This window comes from Microbacterium sp. P2_F9, assembly GCF_056403635.1.
Genome location: NZ_JBFUFC010000092.1, coordinates 1 through 14,534 on the forward strand (window position 1 = coordinate 1; position 14,534 = coordinate 14,534).

The 14,534-nt window shown below is 70.9% G+C and carries 13 protein-coding genes; 6 read left to right on the forward strand and 7 right to left on the reverse strand.

Going from position 1 to position 14,534, the window contains the following annotated elements:
- Positions 1-69 precede the first annotated feature (69 nt).
- Positions 70-318, reverse strand: coding sequence for a WhiB family transcriptional regulator (locus AC1DVT_RS11195; RefSeq protein WP_018171995.1), 249 nt, complete (start codon positions 316-318; stop codon positions 70-72).
- Between the two features lie 252 nt (positions 319-570).
- Between AC1DVT_RS11195 and AC1DVT_RS11200 the strand changes: the two genes are divergently transcribed.
- Entirely contained in the window at positions 571-972 is a 402-nt protein-coding gene (locus tag AC1DVT_RS11200) for a histidine kinase (RefSeq protein WP_477388944.1), read from the forward strand.
- Positions 973-985: 13 nt separating this feature from the next.
- Here the strand turns inward: AC1DVT_RS11200 and bcp are convergent, their stop codons facing one another.
- From bcp to aroA, 3 genes are read right to left on the reverse strand one after another with little or no spacing between them, the layout of a single operon-like run.
- Positions 986-1,459: a thioredoxin-dependent thiol peroxidase gene (bcp, locus tag AC1DVT_RS11205; RefSeq protein WP_477388946.1), complete on the reverse strand. Its 474-nt coding sequence runs from the start codon at positions 1,457-1,459 to the stop codon at positions 986-988.
- Positions 1,456-2,526, reverse strand: a complete 1,071-nt coding sequence (rsgA, locus tag AC1DVT_RS11210) for a ribosome small subunit-dependent GTPase A (protein WP_477388948.1) — start codon at positions 2,524-2,526, stop codon at positions 1,456-1,458. The genes bcp and rsgA overlap by 4 nt, the downstream gene beginning before the upstream one ends.
- On the reverse strand, positions 2,523-3,896 hold the full coding sequence (aroA, locus tag AC1DVT_RS11215) for a 3-phosphoshikimate 1-carboxyvinyltransferase (protein WP_457101338.1): 1,374 nt from the start codon (positions 3,894-3,896) through the stop codon (positions 2,523-2,525). The genes rsgA and aroA overlap by 4 nt, the downstream gene beginning before the upstream one ends.
- A 52-nt stretch (positions 3,897-3,948) precedes the next feature.
- Here aroA and AC1DVT_RS11220 point away from each other — a divergent pair, with 52 nt between their 5' ends.
- Both AC1DVT_RS11220 and AC1DVT_RS11225 read left to right on the forward strand, forming a co-directional pair.
- Positions 3,949-4,623: a sigma-70 family RNA polymerase sigma factor gene (locus tag AC1DVT_RS11220; RefSeq protein ID WP_457101339.1), complete on the forward strand. Its 675-nt coding sequence runs from the start codon at positions 3,949-3,951 to the stop codon at positions 4,621-4,623.
- The gene (locus AC1DVT_RS11225) at positions 4,620-4,862 is read left to right on the forward strand and encodes an alpha-ketoglutarate decarboxylase (protein WP_457101340.1); all 243 of its coding nucleotides are present in this window, start codon (positions 4,620-4,622) and stop codon (positions 4,860-4,862) included. The genes AC1DVT_RS11220 and AC1DVT_RS11225 overlap by 4 nt, the downstream gene beginning before the upstream one ends.
- Here the strand turns inward: AC1DVT_RS11225 and AC1DVT_RS11230 are convergent.
- Both AC1DVT_RS11230 and AC1DVT_RS11235 read right to left on the reverse strand, forming a co-directional pair.
- Complete coding sequence (locus AC1DVT_RS11230) at positions 4,859-5,764, reverse strand: diacylglycerol kinase (RefSeq protein ID WP_477388951.1); 906 nt, start codon at positions 5,762-5,764, stop codon at positions 4,859-4,861. The two genes, AC1DVT_RS11225 and AC1DVT_RS11230, sit on opposite strands and share 4 nt — an antisense overlap.
- Entirely contained in the window at positions 5,761-7,401 is a 1,641-nt protein-coding gene (locus tag AC1DVT_RS11235; RefSeq protein ID WP_477388953.1) for an FAD-binding oxidoreductase, read from the reverse strand. The genes AC1DVT_RS11230 and AC1DVT_RS11235 overlap by 4 nt, the downstream gene beginning before the upstream one ends.
- 35 nt (positions 7,402-7,436) lie before the next feature.
- Here AC1DVT_RS11235 and AC1DVT_RS11240 point away from each other — a divergent pair, with 35 nt between their 5' ends.
- The 3 genes from AC1DVT_RS11240 (at position 7,437) to AC1DVT_RS11250 (ending at position 11,019) form a co-directional block, all read left to right on the forward strand.
- The gene (locus tag AC1DVT_RS11240) at positions 7,437-8,057 is read left to right on the forward strand and encodes a TetR/AcrR family transcriptional regulator (RefSeq protein WP_477388955.1); all 621 of its coding nucleotides are present in this window, start codon (positions 7,437-7,439) and stop codon (positions 8,055-8,057) included.
- Positions 8,054-9,610, forward strand: coding sequence for a glycerol-3-phosphate dehydrogenase/oxidase (locus AC1DVT_RS11245; protein ID WP_477388957.1), 1,557 nt, complete (start codon positions 8,054-8,056; stop codon positions 9,608-9,610). Before AC1DVT_RS11240 ends, AC1DVT_RS11245 begins: the two co-directional genes overlap by 4 nt.
- Positions 9,611-9,684: 74 nt before the next feature.
- On the forward strand, positions 9,685-11,019 hold the full coding sequence (locus AC1DVT_RS11250; protein ID WP_477388959.1) for an APC family permease: 1,335 nt from the start codon (positions 9,685-9,687) through the stop codon (positions 11,017-11,019).
- Here AC1DVT_RS11250 and AC1DVT_RS11255 read toward each other — a convergent pair.
- On the reverse strand, positions 10,994-14,534 hold a 3,541-nt coding region (locus tag AC1DVT_RS11255; protein WP_477388961.1), incomplete at its 5' end, for a multifunctional oxoglutarate decarboxylase/oxoglutarate dehydrogenase thiamine pyrophosphate-binding subunit/dihydrolipoyllysine-residue succinyltransferase subunit. The genes AC1DVT_RS11250 and AC1DVT_RS11255 overlap by 26 nt on opposite strands.

Sequence of the window (14,534 nt, forward strand, 5' to 3'; positions counted from 1 at the left end):
ACTGCCGAGAGGGCAGGTCCACGCCGCGGCGTGGACCTGCCCTCTCGGCAGTTCTGTGGGTCTTAGTTGTCAGGACGCGCGGCGGGCGCGGGCGGCGCGGCGCTTGAGGGCGCGGCGCTCATCCTCGGACAGTCCTCCCCACACACCGGAGTCCTGTCCGGTCTCGAGGGCGTACTGGAGGCAGATCTCGGTCACTGTGCAACGTGCGCACACCGACTTGGCCTTCTCGATCTGATCGACGGCCGGCCCGGTGTTCCCCACAGGGAAGAACAGTTCGGGGTCGACGGTCAGGCAGGCGGCCTTGTCGCGCCAATCCATGGGGGTGCTCCTTGTTGCGAAAGCGATAGATGATCAGAGCCCGGATTCGGGTCCGGTACTCTGTGTGGGAAGTGCGAGCGGTTGCTCGCCCCACGTCGCTGTGGGAGCACACGGCTTCCTCTATGATCCCATGGCGCGCGCCGTGGGATCAAGACTTCAGCCCGGGTGATTCTGTCGAAGATGCTGGGCATTCCCTCAATGGCATGGAGGGTTCGCACAATCCAGCCGTACCAGAGCGAGGATTTGTCAGGAATGCAGACAAATGTGGCCAGTCGCGCCGCCGCCGTCATCGTGGGACTCGAAGCCGTGGGACTGATCGTCATCGTCGTCCGCGAACTGCTCTCACTCCTCTCGGGTGATGCCGCGTCGGCGCCCAGTGGAATCGCTCTGCTCGTGCTGACCGCCGTCGGGGCGGCGGCCGTCGCCGCCTTCGCGCTCGCGCTGTGGCGCGGCCGATCCTGGGGGAGATCCGGGTCGATCGTCGTGCAGCTGCTCATCCTCGCGGTGGCGCTGGGCGCGGCCACCGGGGCCTATGCGGAGCCGATCGTGGGCCTGGCCATCGCGGCACCTGCGGTGGTGGCGCTGATCCTGCTGATCCTCGGCGCTCGGCGTGCGGCATCAGATCCGGACATCGACGACACGACCTCGGGCTGACGGACGGCTCGGCTCAGCCGACGTGCAGAAGCGTGCGCAGGCGACCCACGTGGCCCGTGGCCCGCACGTTGTACAGGGCATGCTCGATCCGGCCCTTGGCGTCGATCACGAAGGTCGAGCGGATGACGCCCTGGATCACCTTGCCGTAGTTCAGCTTGTCGCCCCACACGCCGTATCGGCGATGCACCCGGCGATCCGGGTCGCTCAGCAGGTCGTAGGTCAACCCGTCCCGTTCCCGGAACCTGCGCAGCTTCTCCGGGTCGTCGCGCGACACGCCGAGCACGACGTACCCCGCCGCCTGCAGCGGCGCGAGGCTGTCCCGGAAGTCGCACGCCTCCTTGGTGCACCCCGGGGTCATCGCCTCCGGGTAGAAGAACAGGATGACCCGCCGTCCGCGCAGAGCGCGCAGCTCCACCGGTCGCTCGTCCTGATCAAGCAGGATGAACGTGGGGGCCATACGCCCCACCTCGAGTCGCRCGGCGGTCATCGGTCTCCCTTGGATTCGACGGTACGGCCCTTCTCGGCGAAGGTCTCCAGCAGTCGCTGCAGGGAGTCCAGCCGCGCCGCGCCGGTCGGCCCGAGCCGGCCCTCGTCACGCGCCTCGATCATCGCGCAGTCCGGGGCATCCGGAAGATGCGTGCAGCCGCGCGGGCAGTCCTCGGCGATCTCCGCGAGTTCGGTGTAGGCGCGCAGGATGTTCGCGGGATCCACATGGCCGAGGCCGAACGAGCGCACCCCGGGGGTGTCGATCACCCAGCCGCTGCCTTCGGCGCCGCGGTAGCGCATCGAGACGGTCGAGCTGGAGGTGTGGCGTCCGCGCCCCGTCACTTCGTTGACGTGGCCGGTGGCCCGCCGGGCTTCGGGAACGAGCGCGTTGACGAGGGTCGACTTGCCGACACCGGAGTGCCCGACGAAGACCGTGGAATGCCCGACCAGCGCCGCGCCGATGCGTTCGAGCGGCATCTCATCCTGCGCACTCGTGAACACCTCCAGGTCGAGTCCCTCGAAGTGCGTCAGGAATTCGGCCGGGTCGGCGAGGTCGACTTTGGTCACCACGAGCAGGGGACGGATGCCGGCATCCAGCGCCGCGACGAGGTAGCGGTCGACGAGCCGCGCCCGTGGCTCGGGGTCGGCGGCGGCGACGACCACCAGCATCTGGTCGGCGTTGGCCACCACGACCCGCTCGACCTGGTCGGTGTCGTCGGCGCTGCGGCGCAGCAGCGAGGTGCGCTCCTGGATGCCGACGATCCGGCTCAGCGTCCCCTCGGACCCGGAGCTGTCTCCCACGACCTTGGCGAAGTCGCCCGTGACGATCTGCTGACGGCGCAGCTCTCGCGCGCGCATCGCGACGGCTTCGTGCTCGTCCGGCGTGTTCTCGCCCATGAGCACCGCGTAGCGGCCGCGGTCCACGCCGAGGATCCGTCCGAGCTGGGCGTCGGAATGCGCAGGGCGGCGCTTCGTGCGCGGCCGGTTGGCTTTGGGGTTGGGGCGGACCCGAATGTCGGCTTCGTCGAACTCGGGTTCGTCGTCGTCGTCATCCGCGAGCCAGCTCACGATGCCTGCAGCGCCTCCGAGCGCGGGGTCGCGTCGTCGGAGCCGCCGGTGACGAGCCGCTCCCACAGCTGAGGGAACTCGGGCATCGTCTTGGCGGTCGTCGAGATGTCGTCGATCTCCACGCCGGGCACCGCGAGCCCGACGAGCGCGCCGGTCGTCGCCAGGCGGTGATCGTGGTGCGCGCGCCAGCGTCCGCCGTGCAGCGGCTGCGGGATGATGCGGATGCCGTCGGGCAGTTCGTGCGCTTCGCCGCCGAGCGCGCGCAGCTCTCCGATGAGGGCGGCGATCCGGTCGGTCTCGTGCCCGCGGATGTGCCCGATGCCGTAGAGGGTCGTCGGCCCGTCCGCGAACGCGGCCAGCCCGAAGATCGTCGGTGTCAGCTCGCCCGCAGCCGACAGATCGAGGTCGACGCCGGTGATGTGCTGGCCGGCCGCCACGGTGAGCGCGCCGCCCCTACGCGAGACGCGTCCGCCCATGAGCGAGAGGATGTCGGCGAGCAGTGCGCCGGGCTGGGTGGAGTGCGCCGGCCAGCCGGCGACCGACACCGAGCCTCCGGTGATCATGGCCGCGGCGAGGAACGGTGCGGCGTTGGAGAGATCGGGCTCGATCGCGAGGTCCTTGCCGCGCAGCGCTCCCGCTGGGACGACCCATTCGCCGGCGGCCGGTCGTTCCACGTGCACGCCGCGGTGCGCGAGCGCCTCGATCGTCATGTCGATGTGCGGCATGCTCGGCAGGCGTTCGCCGCGGTGGATGAGGTGGAGCCCGACGTCGAAGCGGGGTGCCGCCAGGAGCAGCCCGGAGACGAACTGGCTCGACGCGCTGGCATCGATCACGACCTCGCCGCCGCGCACGTGGCCGTGCCCGCGGACGGTGAAGGGGAGCGCCCAGTGCCCGCCGTCGTCGATGTCGACCCCGACGTCGCGGAGCGCCTTGATCATGGCGCCCATCGGGCGGTGCAGCGCGCTCTCGTGCGCGGTCATGGTGACTTCGCCCTCGGCGAAGCCGGCGAGTGCGGCGACGAACCGCATGACCGTGCCCGCCTGTCCGCAGTCGACCTGGACGCCACCCTGCAGCGGCCACCGCGGCGTCACGACGAGGTCGTCGCCGAAGGCGCCTGTGCCGGGGACGGCCTCGATCGTGACTCCGAGAGTGCGGAGCGTGTCGATCATCCGTGCCGAGTCCTCGGAGTGGAGGGGGGCGGAGAGATGGCTCGGGCCGTCTGCCAGCGCCGCGAGGATCAGCTCGCGATTCGTCAGCGACTTGGAGCCGGGAATGGTCACCGAGGCGTTGAGCGGGCCGGGCGCGACAGGCGCGCTCCAGGCGCCGCGCACACCTGGCGCGGACTGTGGGGAATACCCGTCGACGGTCATCGGGTTCTACCCTACTGAACCGCTGGATCCATCCAGCGCAAGAAGGAGCCGGATGATCGTCACACTTGATCGCCCTGTCGTGGACGTCCAGGAAGCCTGGGACAGACACGAAGTAGACTGGCGTGTGATGAACGAAGAGCCGGATGCCGTGACCGACCGGCGCACGCAGTTCGAAGAGCAGGCTCTGCCGTTCATGGACCAGCTGTACGCCGCGGCTATGCGCATGACGCGTAACCCGGCCGACGCCGCTGATCTGGTGCAGGAGACGTTCGTCAAGGCGTTCGCGTCGTGGCACACGTTCACGCAGGGGACCAACCTGAAGGCGTGGCTGTACCGCATCCTCACGAATGCGTACATCAACACCTATCGCAAGAAGCAGCGTGAGCCCTACCAGGGGACGATCGACGATCTCGAGGACTGGCAGCTCGGCGGTGCCGAGTCCACGACCGCGTCGAGCACGCGCTCTGCGGAGGCGGAGGCGATCGATCGGATGCCGGCATCCGTCGTCAAAGACGCGCTGCAGGCGATCCCGGAGGACTTCCGGCTCGCGGTGTATCTTGCGGACGTCGAGGGGTTCGCGTATCAAGAGATCGCCGACATCATGAAAACACCGATCGGCACCGTGATGAGCCGTCTGCATCGTGGCAGGCGCATGCTTCGCGAACTGCTCGCCGATTACGCCAAGGAGCGCGGCATCAAGGCCGCCGCCACAGGGAGCGCCAAATGACCGATTGCGGATGCGACAAGGCCCGTCGCGATCTCGAAGAGTACATGCGCAACGAGATGTGCCGGACGGAGCACTCGGACATCGCGGAGCATCTCGAGCAGTGCGCGGAATGCCGTGACGAGGCGCTCGTCGCCAAGACTCTGACTGATGTCGTGGCGCGGGCGTGCAAAGAGACCGCGCCCGAGGAGCTGCGCGATCAGGTGCTGATCCGGCTGCGCGAGGCGCAGGCGACGCACTAGACCGCCGGCGCGAAGATCTTCAGCGCCGCGGGCATCACGTCGATCGTGATCGGGAGTGTGGCGATCGGGTCGCCGTCCGCATAGGCGGTGACACCGGGCGACACGAGTCGCACCGACCGGACGCGACGCATCGAGACCTCGGGTGATGAGCCGTGCGTGCCGCGGTAGGCGCGCGCGAGCAGGCGCAGCAGGGCGAGGCGTCCGGAGGGCCGGATGAGGGTGACATCCAGCAGCCCGTCCGCCGGATCCGCGTCCGGGCAGATCGGGATGCCGCCGCCGTAGCTCGTCGTGTTGCCGACGGTCGCCATCAACAGGTCACCCGCGATGCGCTCGACGGAGTCATCGGCGAGCCGCAGCTCGACTTCGAATGGCATGCCGCGCAGGCGCAGGAACTCCACCAGGATCGCGATCGTGTACCTGGACTGGCCGCGCGGCCAGGTCATGGCGTTCGCGCGATCGTTCACGAGTGAGTCGAACCCGCTGGCGAGCACCGACCCGAACAGCTGCGTCGATCCGTCCGCCCTGGTGACGCGGGCGAGGTCGACCGTGCGCGTCGCACCGGCGGAGACGAGTTCGGCCGCGGCGGCGACATCCAGCGCCCGAAGGCCGAGCGCACCGGCGAAGTCGTTGCCGGTGCCGGCGGGCACGATGCCGAGGGGGATGTCGGTGCCGGCGAGTTCCTGCAGCGCCAGGCTCACTGTGCCGTCGCCGCCGGCGACCACGACGGCGTCGACGCCGAGACCGATCGCGGTGTGCAGCAGCCGACTGGACTCCGCCGCGCTCCCGCCGCTGATGACCGTCGTGGCGAGTCCGCGTTCGCGCAGTCGGTGCGCGGCGTCCATCGCCGCGCCGGTGTGCGCGCCGGAGCGAGCGGTCGGGTTGACCAGGAGGGCGATTGTCATCGTGCGGGGGCCCCTTGCGGCGTTGCGGCGGCGCTGACCAGCACGCCGGGATTCATGATGCCATGCGGGTCGAGCACGGACTTCGTCGCGCGCAGGAGCGCCATGCCGAGCGGGCCGATCTCCGCTTCGAGGTACGGCAGGTGGTCGCGACCGACGGCGTGGTGGTGGGTGATCGTGCCGCCCGCCGCCAGGATCGCGCGGGACGCGGCATCCTTCGCTCCCTGCCACTGACTCAGCGGATCGGCGGTGAGCGCGGCGACGACCGTGAAGTAGAGCGAGGCGCCGGCCGGATAGACGTGCGAGATGTGGCACAGCACGATCGGCTTCGTCCCGGCCGCGGTGAGCGTCTCGCGCAGCGCGGCCGTGACCGCGGCTTTGAGAGTCTCCAGCTGCGCCCAGATCGTCGCGGTCTCGAGCGTCTCGGCGAGCACGCCGATGTCGAGGAGCGTGTCACGCAGGGCGGGGGACGAGAACCGGCCGCGCTCCCAGGAGCGGGCCGGCTCCTCGCCGCGCGAGGCTGCCCCGTGTGCGCGGAACACGGCGTCGAGCGCCGATCGCGTCGCTTCGGCCTCGGCGGCGGTGGCGCCTTCGCACGTCGCCACGGCGAGGCATCCGCGCATCCGCGTGAAGTGCCCGCCCAGGGCGGCGTTCGTGCGGGTCTCGGTGTCGTCGCTCACCCGCAGGACAGTCGGACGGATGCCGCGCTGCGTCACCTCGCGGAGGGCCGAGGTGGCTGCGGTGAAGGTGGGGAAGGTCCACGAGCCGTACGAGGTGGCGGCCGGCACCGGGCGGATCCGCACGGTGACCTCGGTCAGCACGCCGAAGGCGCCCTCCGATCCGAGGAACAGTTCCCGCAGGTCGGGGCCGGCGGCGCTCGCGGGCGCGCGCCCGAGCTGCAGGTCGCCGGCGGGGGTGGCCACCCGCAGGGCATGCACCAGGTCGTCGAACCGGCCGTACCCGCGGGATGCCTGGCCGCTCGACCGCGTCGCCGCGTACCCGCCGAGCGAGGCGTACTGGAAGCTCTGCGGGAAATGCCCGAGGGTGTAGCCGCGCGGGCCGAGCAGCTCTTCGGCCTGCGGCCCGGTCGTCCCGGCGCCGAAGGTGGCGAGCAGCGACGTCTCGTCGAGGTCGATGAGGGCCGCGGTGGCGGCGAGGTCGAGCGCGACGACCCGATCGAACCCGAGCCCGCCGGGGTCGACGCCGCCGACCACGCTCGTGCCTCCGCCGAACGGGACGACGGCGATGCGACGCTCGTCGCACAGCGCGAGGACGGCCAGCACCTCGTCATGCGACGAGGGGAACACCACGGCGTCCGGGGCGGTCTGCGGCTCGCCCCGTCGCCGGGCGAGGAGGTCGGGCGTGCTCTTTCCGCCGAGGTGCAGCATCCGGATGTCATCGTCGCGAGTGACCGCGGCGGCGCCGACGACAGCGGCCAGTCGGGCCAGGTCGTCGTCGGACAGCCGGGAGGCGATGAGCACCGGGCGCGGGAGCCGCGGCACGGGGTGCGCCTTGCCGGGGAGGAGCGCCGACACGATCGCGCGGGCGCCGGCCGGGAGTGCGGCGGTCTCGTCGCCCCAGGCATCCCAGCGGGAACGCGGCGCGGGTGCCGGGCGGGCCACGGGTGTCGGCGATGACATGGACGACAGTATGACACATTATGTATGGTTGTCACATGGCATCGAAGCCGGTCGGAGGCGCGTCCGCAGCGGTCGCGGCCGCCGCGGCGCCCCGCCCGTCCTCGGCCCCCGACACCGAGACCGCGCTGCTGGACGCGGCGCTCGCCGAAGTGCTCGAGCACGGCATCCGTCGCACCACCGCGTCCGACATCGCCCGCCGTGCCCGGGTCTCGCGCCAGACCCTCTATCGCTACTGGCCGGATGCGCAGGCGGTGTTCGCGGCGCTCGTGACCCGCGAGCTGCTGGCCGCCCTGCCGGAGGCGCCCCCCGCCCCCCAGGAGGTCGGCGATCTCGTGGACGTCGTGGTCGACACCGCTGACCGGATCAGGCGGATGCCGCTGCTCCACCGGCTGCGCGATACCGACCCTGAGCTGCTGAGCCGGTACGTCCTGGAGCGGCTCGGCACGAGCCAGCGCGCGATTCACGCCGATCTCTCCCGCCGGATCGCCGCAGCGGGTCTCGCGGCGGCGGACCCCGACGCGACTGCGGCGATGGTGCTGCTCATCGTGCAGTCCGCGGTGCAGTCCGCGCCGCTCGTGGCCGAGTGGCTCCCGGACGATCGCTGGCGCGCCGAGCTGCGGCGCGCGCTGGCCGGTTACCTCGGCGGCGCCCCGTGACCGTCCGGATCCTCGGGCGCACCCCGATCTCATCGGCCCTGAACGCGGCCCGGCGCACCCGGGAGCTCGCGGCGCTCGCCGCCCACCCTGTGGTCGACGTCGTCGTGATCGGCGGTGGCATCACCGGGGCGGGATTGGCGCTGGATGCCGCGAGCCGGGGTCTGCGCACGATCCTGGTGGAACGCCACGACCTCGCCCACGGCACGAGCCGGTGGAGCTCGAAGCTCGTCCATGGCGGACTGCGCTACCTGGCGTCGGGCCAGTTCGGCATCGCGCACGAGAGCGCCGCCGAGCGGCACCTGCTCCTCACCCGGATCGCTCCGCATCTGACCCGCCCCCTGGCCCAGGTCGTGCCCCTGTACGCCCCCGATCACCGGTCCCGCGGCGCGGTCGTCGCCGCCGGGTACGGCATGGGCGACGGCCTGCGCCGATTCGTCGGCACGCCGGCTGCGGTGCTCGATGCGCCTCGGCGGATCGGCTCGGCCGAGGCGCTCCGGCTCGCCCCGGCGCTGCGCGCCGAGCACCTCCGCGGCGCGATCCACGGCTGGGACGGACAGCTCATCGACGACGCCCGGCTCGTCGTTTCGGTGGCGCGCACGGCGGCGGGGTACGGGGCATCCGTCCTCACCCGCGTCGAGGCGCTGAACGCGACGGGCGCGGGCGTGCGCCTGCGCGACACGCTGACGGGCGAGGAGTTCGACGTGTCCGCGCGCGCGGTGATCAGCGCGACCGGGGTCTGGGCCGGCGCCCTCGACCCCGAGGTGCGGCTTCGGCCAAGCCGTGGCACGCACCTCGTGATCGATGCCGCCCGGTTCGGGCTGTCCGACGTGTCCCTCACCGTGCCGGTGCCCGGCTCGCGCAGTCGATTCATCTTCACTCTTCCCGCACCGCACGGACGTACGTACGTGGGCCTCACTGACGTGCCCGCCGAAACACCGATCCCGGACGTGCCCGAAGCCACCGAGGCGGAGATCGATCTCCTCCTCACGGTCATGAGCACCGTGCTGGCCGAGCCGCTCACTCGCGCCGATGTGATCGGCACCTATGCGGGGCTGCGGCCGCTCGTCACCTCGGCTCACGGCGAGGTCGACACGGGCGATCTGTCCCGCCGGCACGCGATCCTCGAGTCCGCCGACGGCGTGCTGACGGTCGTCGGGGGAAAGCTCACCACCTACCGGCGCATGGCGCAGGACGGGATCGACGAGGCCGTGCGCCGCCGCGCACTGCCGACTGCGCAGCCTTCGCGCACCCGGGAGCTGCCCCTCGTGGGGGCGTGGCCGCGCGAGCGACTCGCCGAGATCGGCGCGCCGCCCCGGCTGCGCCGGCGCTACGGGGCGGAGGCGCCGTTCGTCGCCGCACTGCCCGATGGACCCGCCGCCGCCCGGGGGGTCACCCCGCAGGAACTCGAGTGGGGTGTGCGGGTCGAGGGGGCCCTGACGGCCGATGACCTGCTCGATCGCCGCACGCGTCTCGGGCTGGTCGCCGCGGACCGGGAGGCGTCGACGGATGCCGCGGTCGCCGCCTTCGCCCGCGCCGGGGTCGAGCCGGCCTGATGTTGGCAGAAATCCTTCGCACGACGACTGACAGCCACAACGGCGGTGTGGGCGGGGTGGAAGACACTGGAGCGGTGACTTCGCAACCGGCCTCCGCCCCCGCCAGAGGGAGCCTCGGGCTCGTCCAGGGCACGGCCCTCTACATCGCGTCGGTCCTCGGCACCGGGCTGCTCGTGCTGCCCGGGCTCGCCGCCGAGGTGGCGGGGCCGGCGAGCATCGTCGCGGTCATCGCGGTGCTGGGGCTCTCGGTGCCGCTGGCCGGCACTTTCGCGGTGCTCGCGGCGCGCTATCCCGACCCTGGCGGGGTCGCCAGCTACGTGCGGCGGGCGCTCGGCGACACCGCGGCGCGGATGACGGGCTATTGGTTCATGTTCGGCGTGTGCGCCGGGGCGCCCGTGGTCGCGGTGCTCGGCGGCGAGTATGTCGCGGCGGTCGCGGGCATCGACCGGTCCGCCGTCCCGATCATCGCCGCGGCGATCTTCGTCCCGCCGTTCGTCTCCAACGCGTTCGGCGTGCGGATCGCAGGCTGGGTGCAGTTCGTGCTCACCGCGCTGCTCCTCGCCGTCGTGGTCGGTGTCGTCGCGGTCGCCGCCCCGGCCGTCGAGCCGCAGCACTTCACGCCGTTCCTGCCGCATGGGTGGGCAGGAGTGGGCACCGCGATCAGCCTCTTCATCTGGGCCTTCGCCGGCTGGGAGGTCGGCACGCACATCTCCGGCGAATTCCGCAATCCGCGTCGGGTCATCCCGCTCGCGACCGCGATCGCCCTGGTCGTGACGGGCGCGTGCTATCTCGTCCTCCAGGTGATCACCGTGGGCGCGCTCGGCGACACCGCGGGCGACGGCCAGGTGCCGCTGCTCGAGCTCGCCCGGCTGCGATCGCCCGGTGCGGGCGCGATCGCGGTGGGGGTCATCGCCGGCATCGTCGCACTCGGGGTCCTCAACGCCTACCTCGCCGCCTTCGCGAAGCTGGGCGCCTCGCTCGCCACCGCGGGCGACCTGCCTCGTTGGTTCGCCAAGGGGGTCGCCGCGGGCGAGGTGCCCCGGCGCGCACTCGGGCTCACCGCAGTCGTCGCGATGACCTACTTCGCGCTGATGGTGTGGTCGAGGCTCGACCTCACCCCGTTCATCCTCGTGCACACGAGCAGCATGGTCGCGATCTACGCCCTCGGCATGGTCGCGGCGGTCCGCCTGCTGCGCCGAGGCACCTTCGGGTGGTGGCTCGCCGTCGTCGCGGCGGTGCTGTGCGCCGGGATGCTGGTGCTCGCGGTGCGGTCGCTGCTGCCGGCCGCGGTGCTCGCGGTGGCTGCGCTCATCGTCACGATGGTGCGCAGACAGCTCGGGCCGCAGTCGAAGGAACGACCACGGCCCGAGGTGACGGATGACGTCAGAGCGTCAGCGCCTTCTGCATGAGCTGAGCGTGCTCGACCGCGTGCACCTTGGGTGAACCGGTCGCGGGCGACGCCGCGGCCTTGCGCGAGACGCGGCGGATGGTCCGGCCGTGCAGGTGCTTGACGACCTCGAGCGCGATGAACGGCCACGCGCCCTGGTTCTCCGGCTCGTCCTGCACCCAGACCAGCTCCGCGTTCGGGTAGCTGTCGATCACGGCGTTGAGCTCGACCACGGGGGCGGGGTAGTACTGCTCCATGCGGACGAGGGCGATCTCCGGATTCGGGTTCTTCTCGAGCTCAGCCTTGAGGTCCCAGTGGATCTTTCCCGCGTGCAGCAGGACGCGCTTGACGGCGGCCTTGTCCTGGATGCGGACATCATCCAGCACCGGCTCGAACTTGCCGGTGACGAAGTCCTCGACCGGGCTGGTCGCGCCGCGCAGGCGCAGCATCGCCTTGGGGGAGAAGACCACGAGCGGCTTGCGCGGCCGGGCGTAGGCCTGGCGACGCAGCAGGTGGAAGTACGACGCCGGAGTCGACGGGCGGGCGACGATCATGTTCTCCTGCGCGCACAGCTGCAGGTAGCGCTCGATGCGTGCCGACGAGTGGTCGGGTCCCTGGCCCTCGTAGCCGTGCGGGAGCAGCAGCACGACGCTCGACTGCTGGCCCCACTTCTGGTCGGCCGACGAGATGAACTCGTCGATGATCGACTGCGCCCCGTTGCCGAAGTCGCCGAACTGGGCCTCCCAGAGCACCAGCGCATCCGGCCGCTCCACCGAGTAGCCGTACTCGAAGCCCATCGCCGCGTATTCGCTGAGCAGCGAGTCGTAGACCCAGAACCTGGCCTGGTTGTCCGACAGGTTCGCGAGCGGGATCCACTCCTGACCGTTGATCCGGTCGTGCAGGACGGAGTGGCGCTGCACGAACGTGCCACGGCGCGAGTCCTGACCGGCGAGGCGGACGTACGTGCCCTCGACCAGCAGCGATCCGAAGGCGAGGAGCTCGCCGAAGGCCCAGTCCACGCCGCCGTTGCGGCTCATGTCGCGGCGCTTTTCGAGCAGCTGCTGGAGCTTGGGGTGGACGGTGAAGCCGTCGGGCTTGTTCACGAACGCGTCGCCGATGAGGTGGACGAGCTCGGTCGACACGGCGGTCGTCTCCGGTGCACCCTCGACGGTGGCCACGTGCGCGGCATCCGCGATCACCGGCGATGTGCCGGTCTCGGCGGCGTGCGTCTCGGCGAAGGCGATCTCGAGGCCGTTCTGGAAGTCCTGCTTCGCCTTCTCGTACTCCTCTTCGGTGATGTCACCGCGTCCGACGAGCGCCTCGGTGTACAGGCGGCGCACCGAGCGCTTGGCCTCGATCAGGTTCGTCATGAGCGGCTGCGTCATCGAGGGGTCGTCGCCCTCGTTGTGACCGCGGCGGCGGTAGCAGACGAGATCGATGACGATGTCGCGGTGGAAGCGCTCGCGGTACGCGAACGCGACCTGGGCCACCCGCACGACCGCCTCGGGGTCGTCGCCGTTCACGTGCAGGATCGGCGCCTGGATGGTCTTGGCGACGTCGGTGGAGTACACCGAGCTGCGACCGTCCTGCGGAACCGTCGTGAAGCCGACCTGGTTGTTGACGACGACGTGGATCGTGCCGCCGGTGCGGTAGCCGCGCAGCTGCGACATCTGGAGTGTCTCGACGACGACGCCCTGGCCCGCGAAGGCCGCGTCGCCGTGGACGATGAGCGGCAGCCACGAGAACGAGCCGATCGGCTTGCGGTCCTGCTTCGCGCGGACGATGCCCTCGAGCACGCCGTCGACGGTCTCGAGGTGCGAGGGGTTCGCCGCCAGGAGCACGGGGATCTCGTCGCCGCGGTCGTCGACGAAGGTGCCCTCGGTGCCGAGGTGGTACTTGACGTCGCCCGATCCGCTCTTGCTGCCGACGGCGACGGCGCCCTCGAACTCGCGGAACACCTGGCCGTAGGTCTTGCCGGCGATGTTCGTGAGGACGTTCAGGCGACCGCGGTGCGCCATGCCGATGGCAACGCCGTCGAGCCGGGCCTGGGCGGCGCCCTGGAGGATCTCATCGAGCAGGGGGATCAGCGACTCGCCGCCCTCCAAGCTGAACCGCTTCTGGCCGACGTACTTGGTCTGCAGGAACGTCTCGAACGCCTCGCCCTGGTTGAGCTTGCTCAGGATGCGGAGCTGCTCGTCGTGGCCGGGCTTCTGGTACTTGACCTCGACGTTCTCCTGGAACCAGGCGCGCTGCTCGGGGTCCTGGATGTGCATGTACTCGATGCCGCTCGTGCGGCAGTACGAGTCGCGCAGCACGCCGAGGATGTCGCGGAGCTTGAGCAGCCGCTTGCCGCCGAAGCCGCCGGTGACGAATTCGCGGTCGAGGTCCCAGAAGGTGAGGCCGTGGTTCTCGATCTCGAGGTCGGGGTGGGTGCGCTGCCGGTACTCGAGCGGGTCGATGTCGGCCATCAGGTGGCCGCGCACGCGGAACGCGTTGATGAGCTCCTGCACGCGCGCGGTCTTGTCGACGCGCTCGGCGATGTCGACGTTGATGTCGTTCGCCCAGTGGATGGGGGCATACGGGATGCGCAGCGCCGCGAAGATGTCGTCGTAGAAGTGCCGCTGGCCGATGAGCAGCTCGTGCACCTTCTTGAGGAACTCGCCCGAGCCGGCGCCCTGGATGACGCGGTGGTCGTAGGTGCTGGTGAGGGTGATGGTCTTGCCGATGCCCAGCTCGACGAGCGTCTTCTCGCTGGACCCCTGGAACTCGGCAGGGTACTCGAGAGCGCCGGCGCCGACGATGCAGCCCTGGCCCTTCATGAGCCGAGGCACGGAGTGCACGGTGCCGATGCCGCCGGGGTTGGTGAGCGAAATCGTCGTGCCCTGGAAGTCCGCGGCCGTGAGCTTGTTGCCGCGGGCGCGGGTGACCAGGTCCTCGTAGGAGGCGAGGAACTCGCCGAAGGTCAGCGTGTCGGCGCGCTTGATGCTCGGCACCATGAGTGCACGGGTGCCGTCGGGCTTGGGCAGGTCGATCGCGATGCCGAGGTTGATGTGCGCCGGAGCGACCACCGACGGCTTGCCCTCGATCTCGGCGTAGAACACGTTCTGGCTCGGGAACTCCTTGAGCGCCTGGATGATCGCCCAGCCGATCAGGTGCGTGAAGCTGATCTTGCCGCCGCGGGTGCGGGCCATGTGATTGTTGATCACGATGCGGTTGTCGATCATCAGCTTCGCCGGCACGGTGCGCACGCTGGTGGCGGTGGGCACGGTGAGTGACTCGTCCATGTTCGCCGCGAGGGCCTTCGTCATGCCGCGCAGCGCGGTGACCCGGTCCTCTTCGCTCGAGGCTTCGCCGGTCGACGGCGTCACGGTGGGTGCCTGCGCCGGGATCGGCTGGCTCGCCGCGGGCCGCGTGGTCGTGCGGGCGACCGGCTGTGCGCCGATCACCGGGATGGGAGCCGTCACCGGGTGGCGATCGGATGCCGCGGCCTCGGGTGCGGCGGGCGCCGCCGCTGGGGCGGCCGGGGCTGCCTGCGGC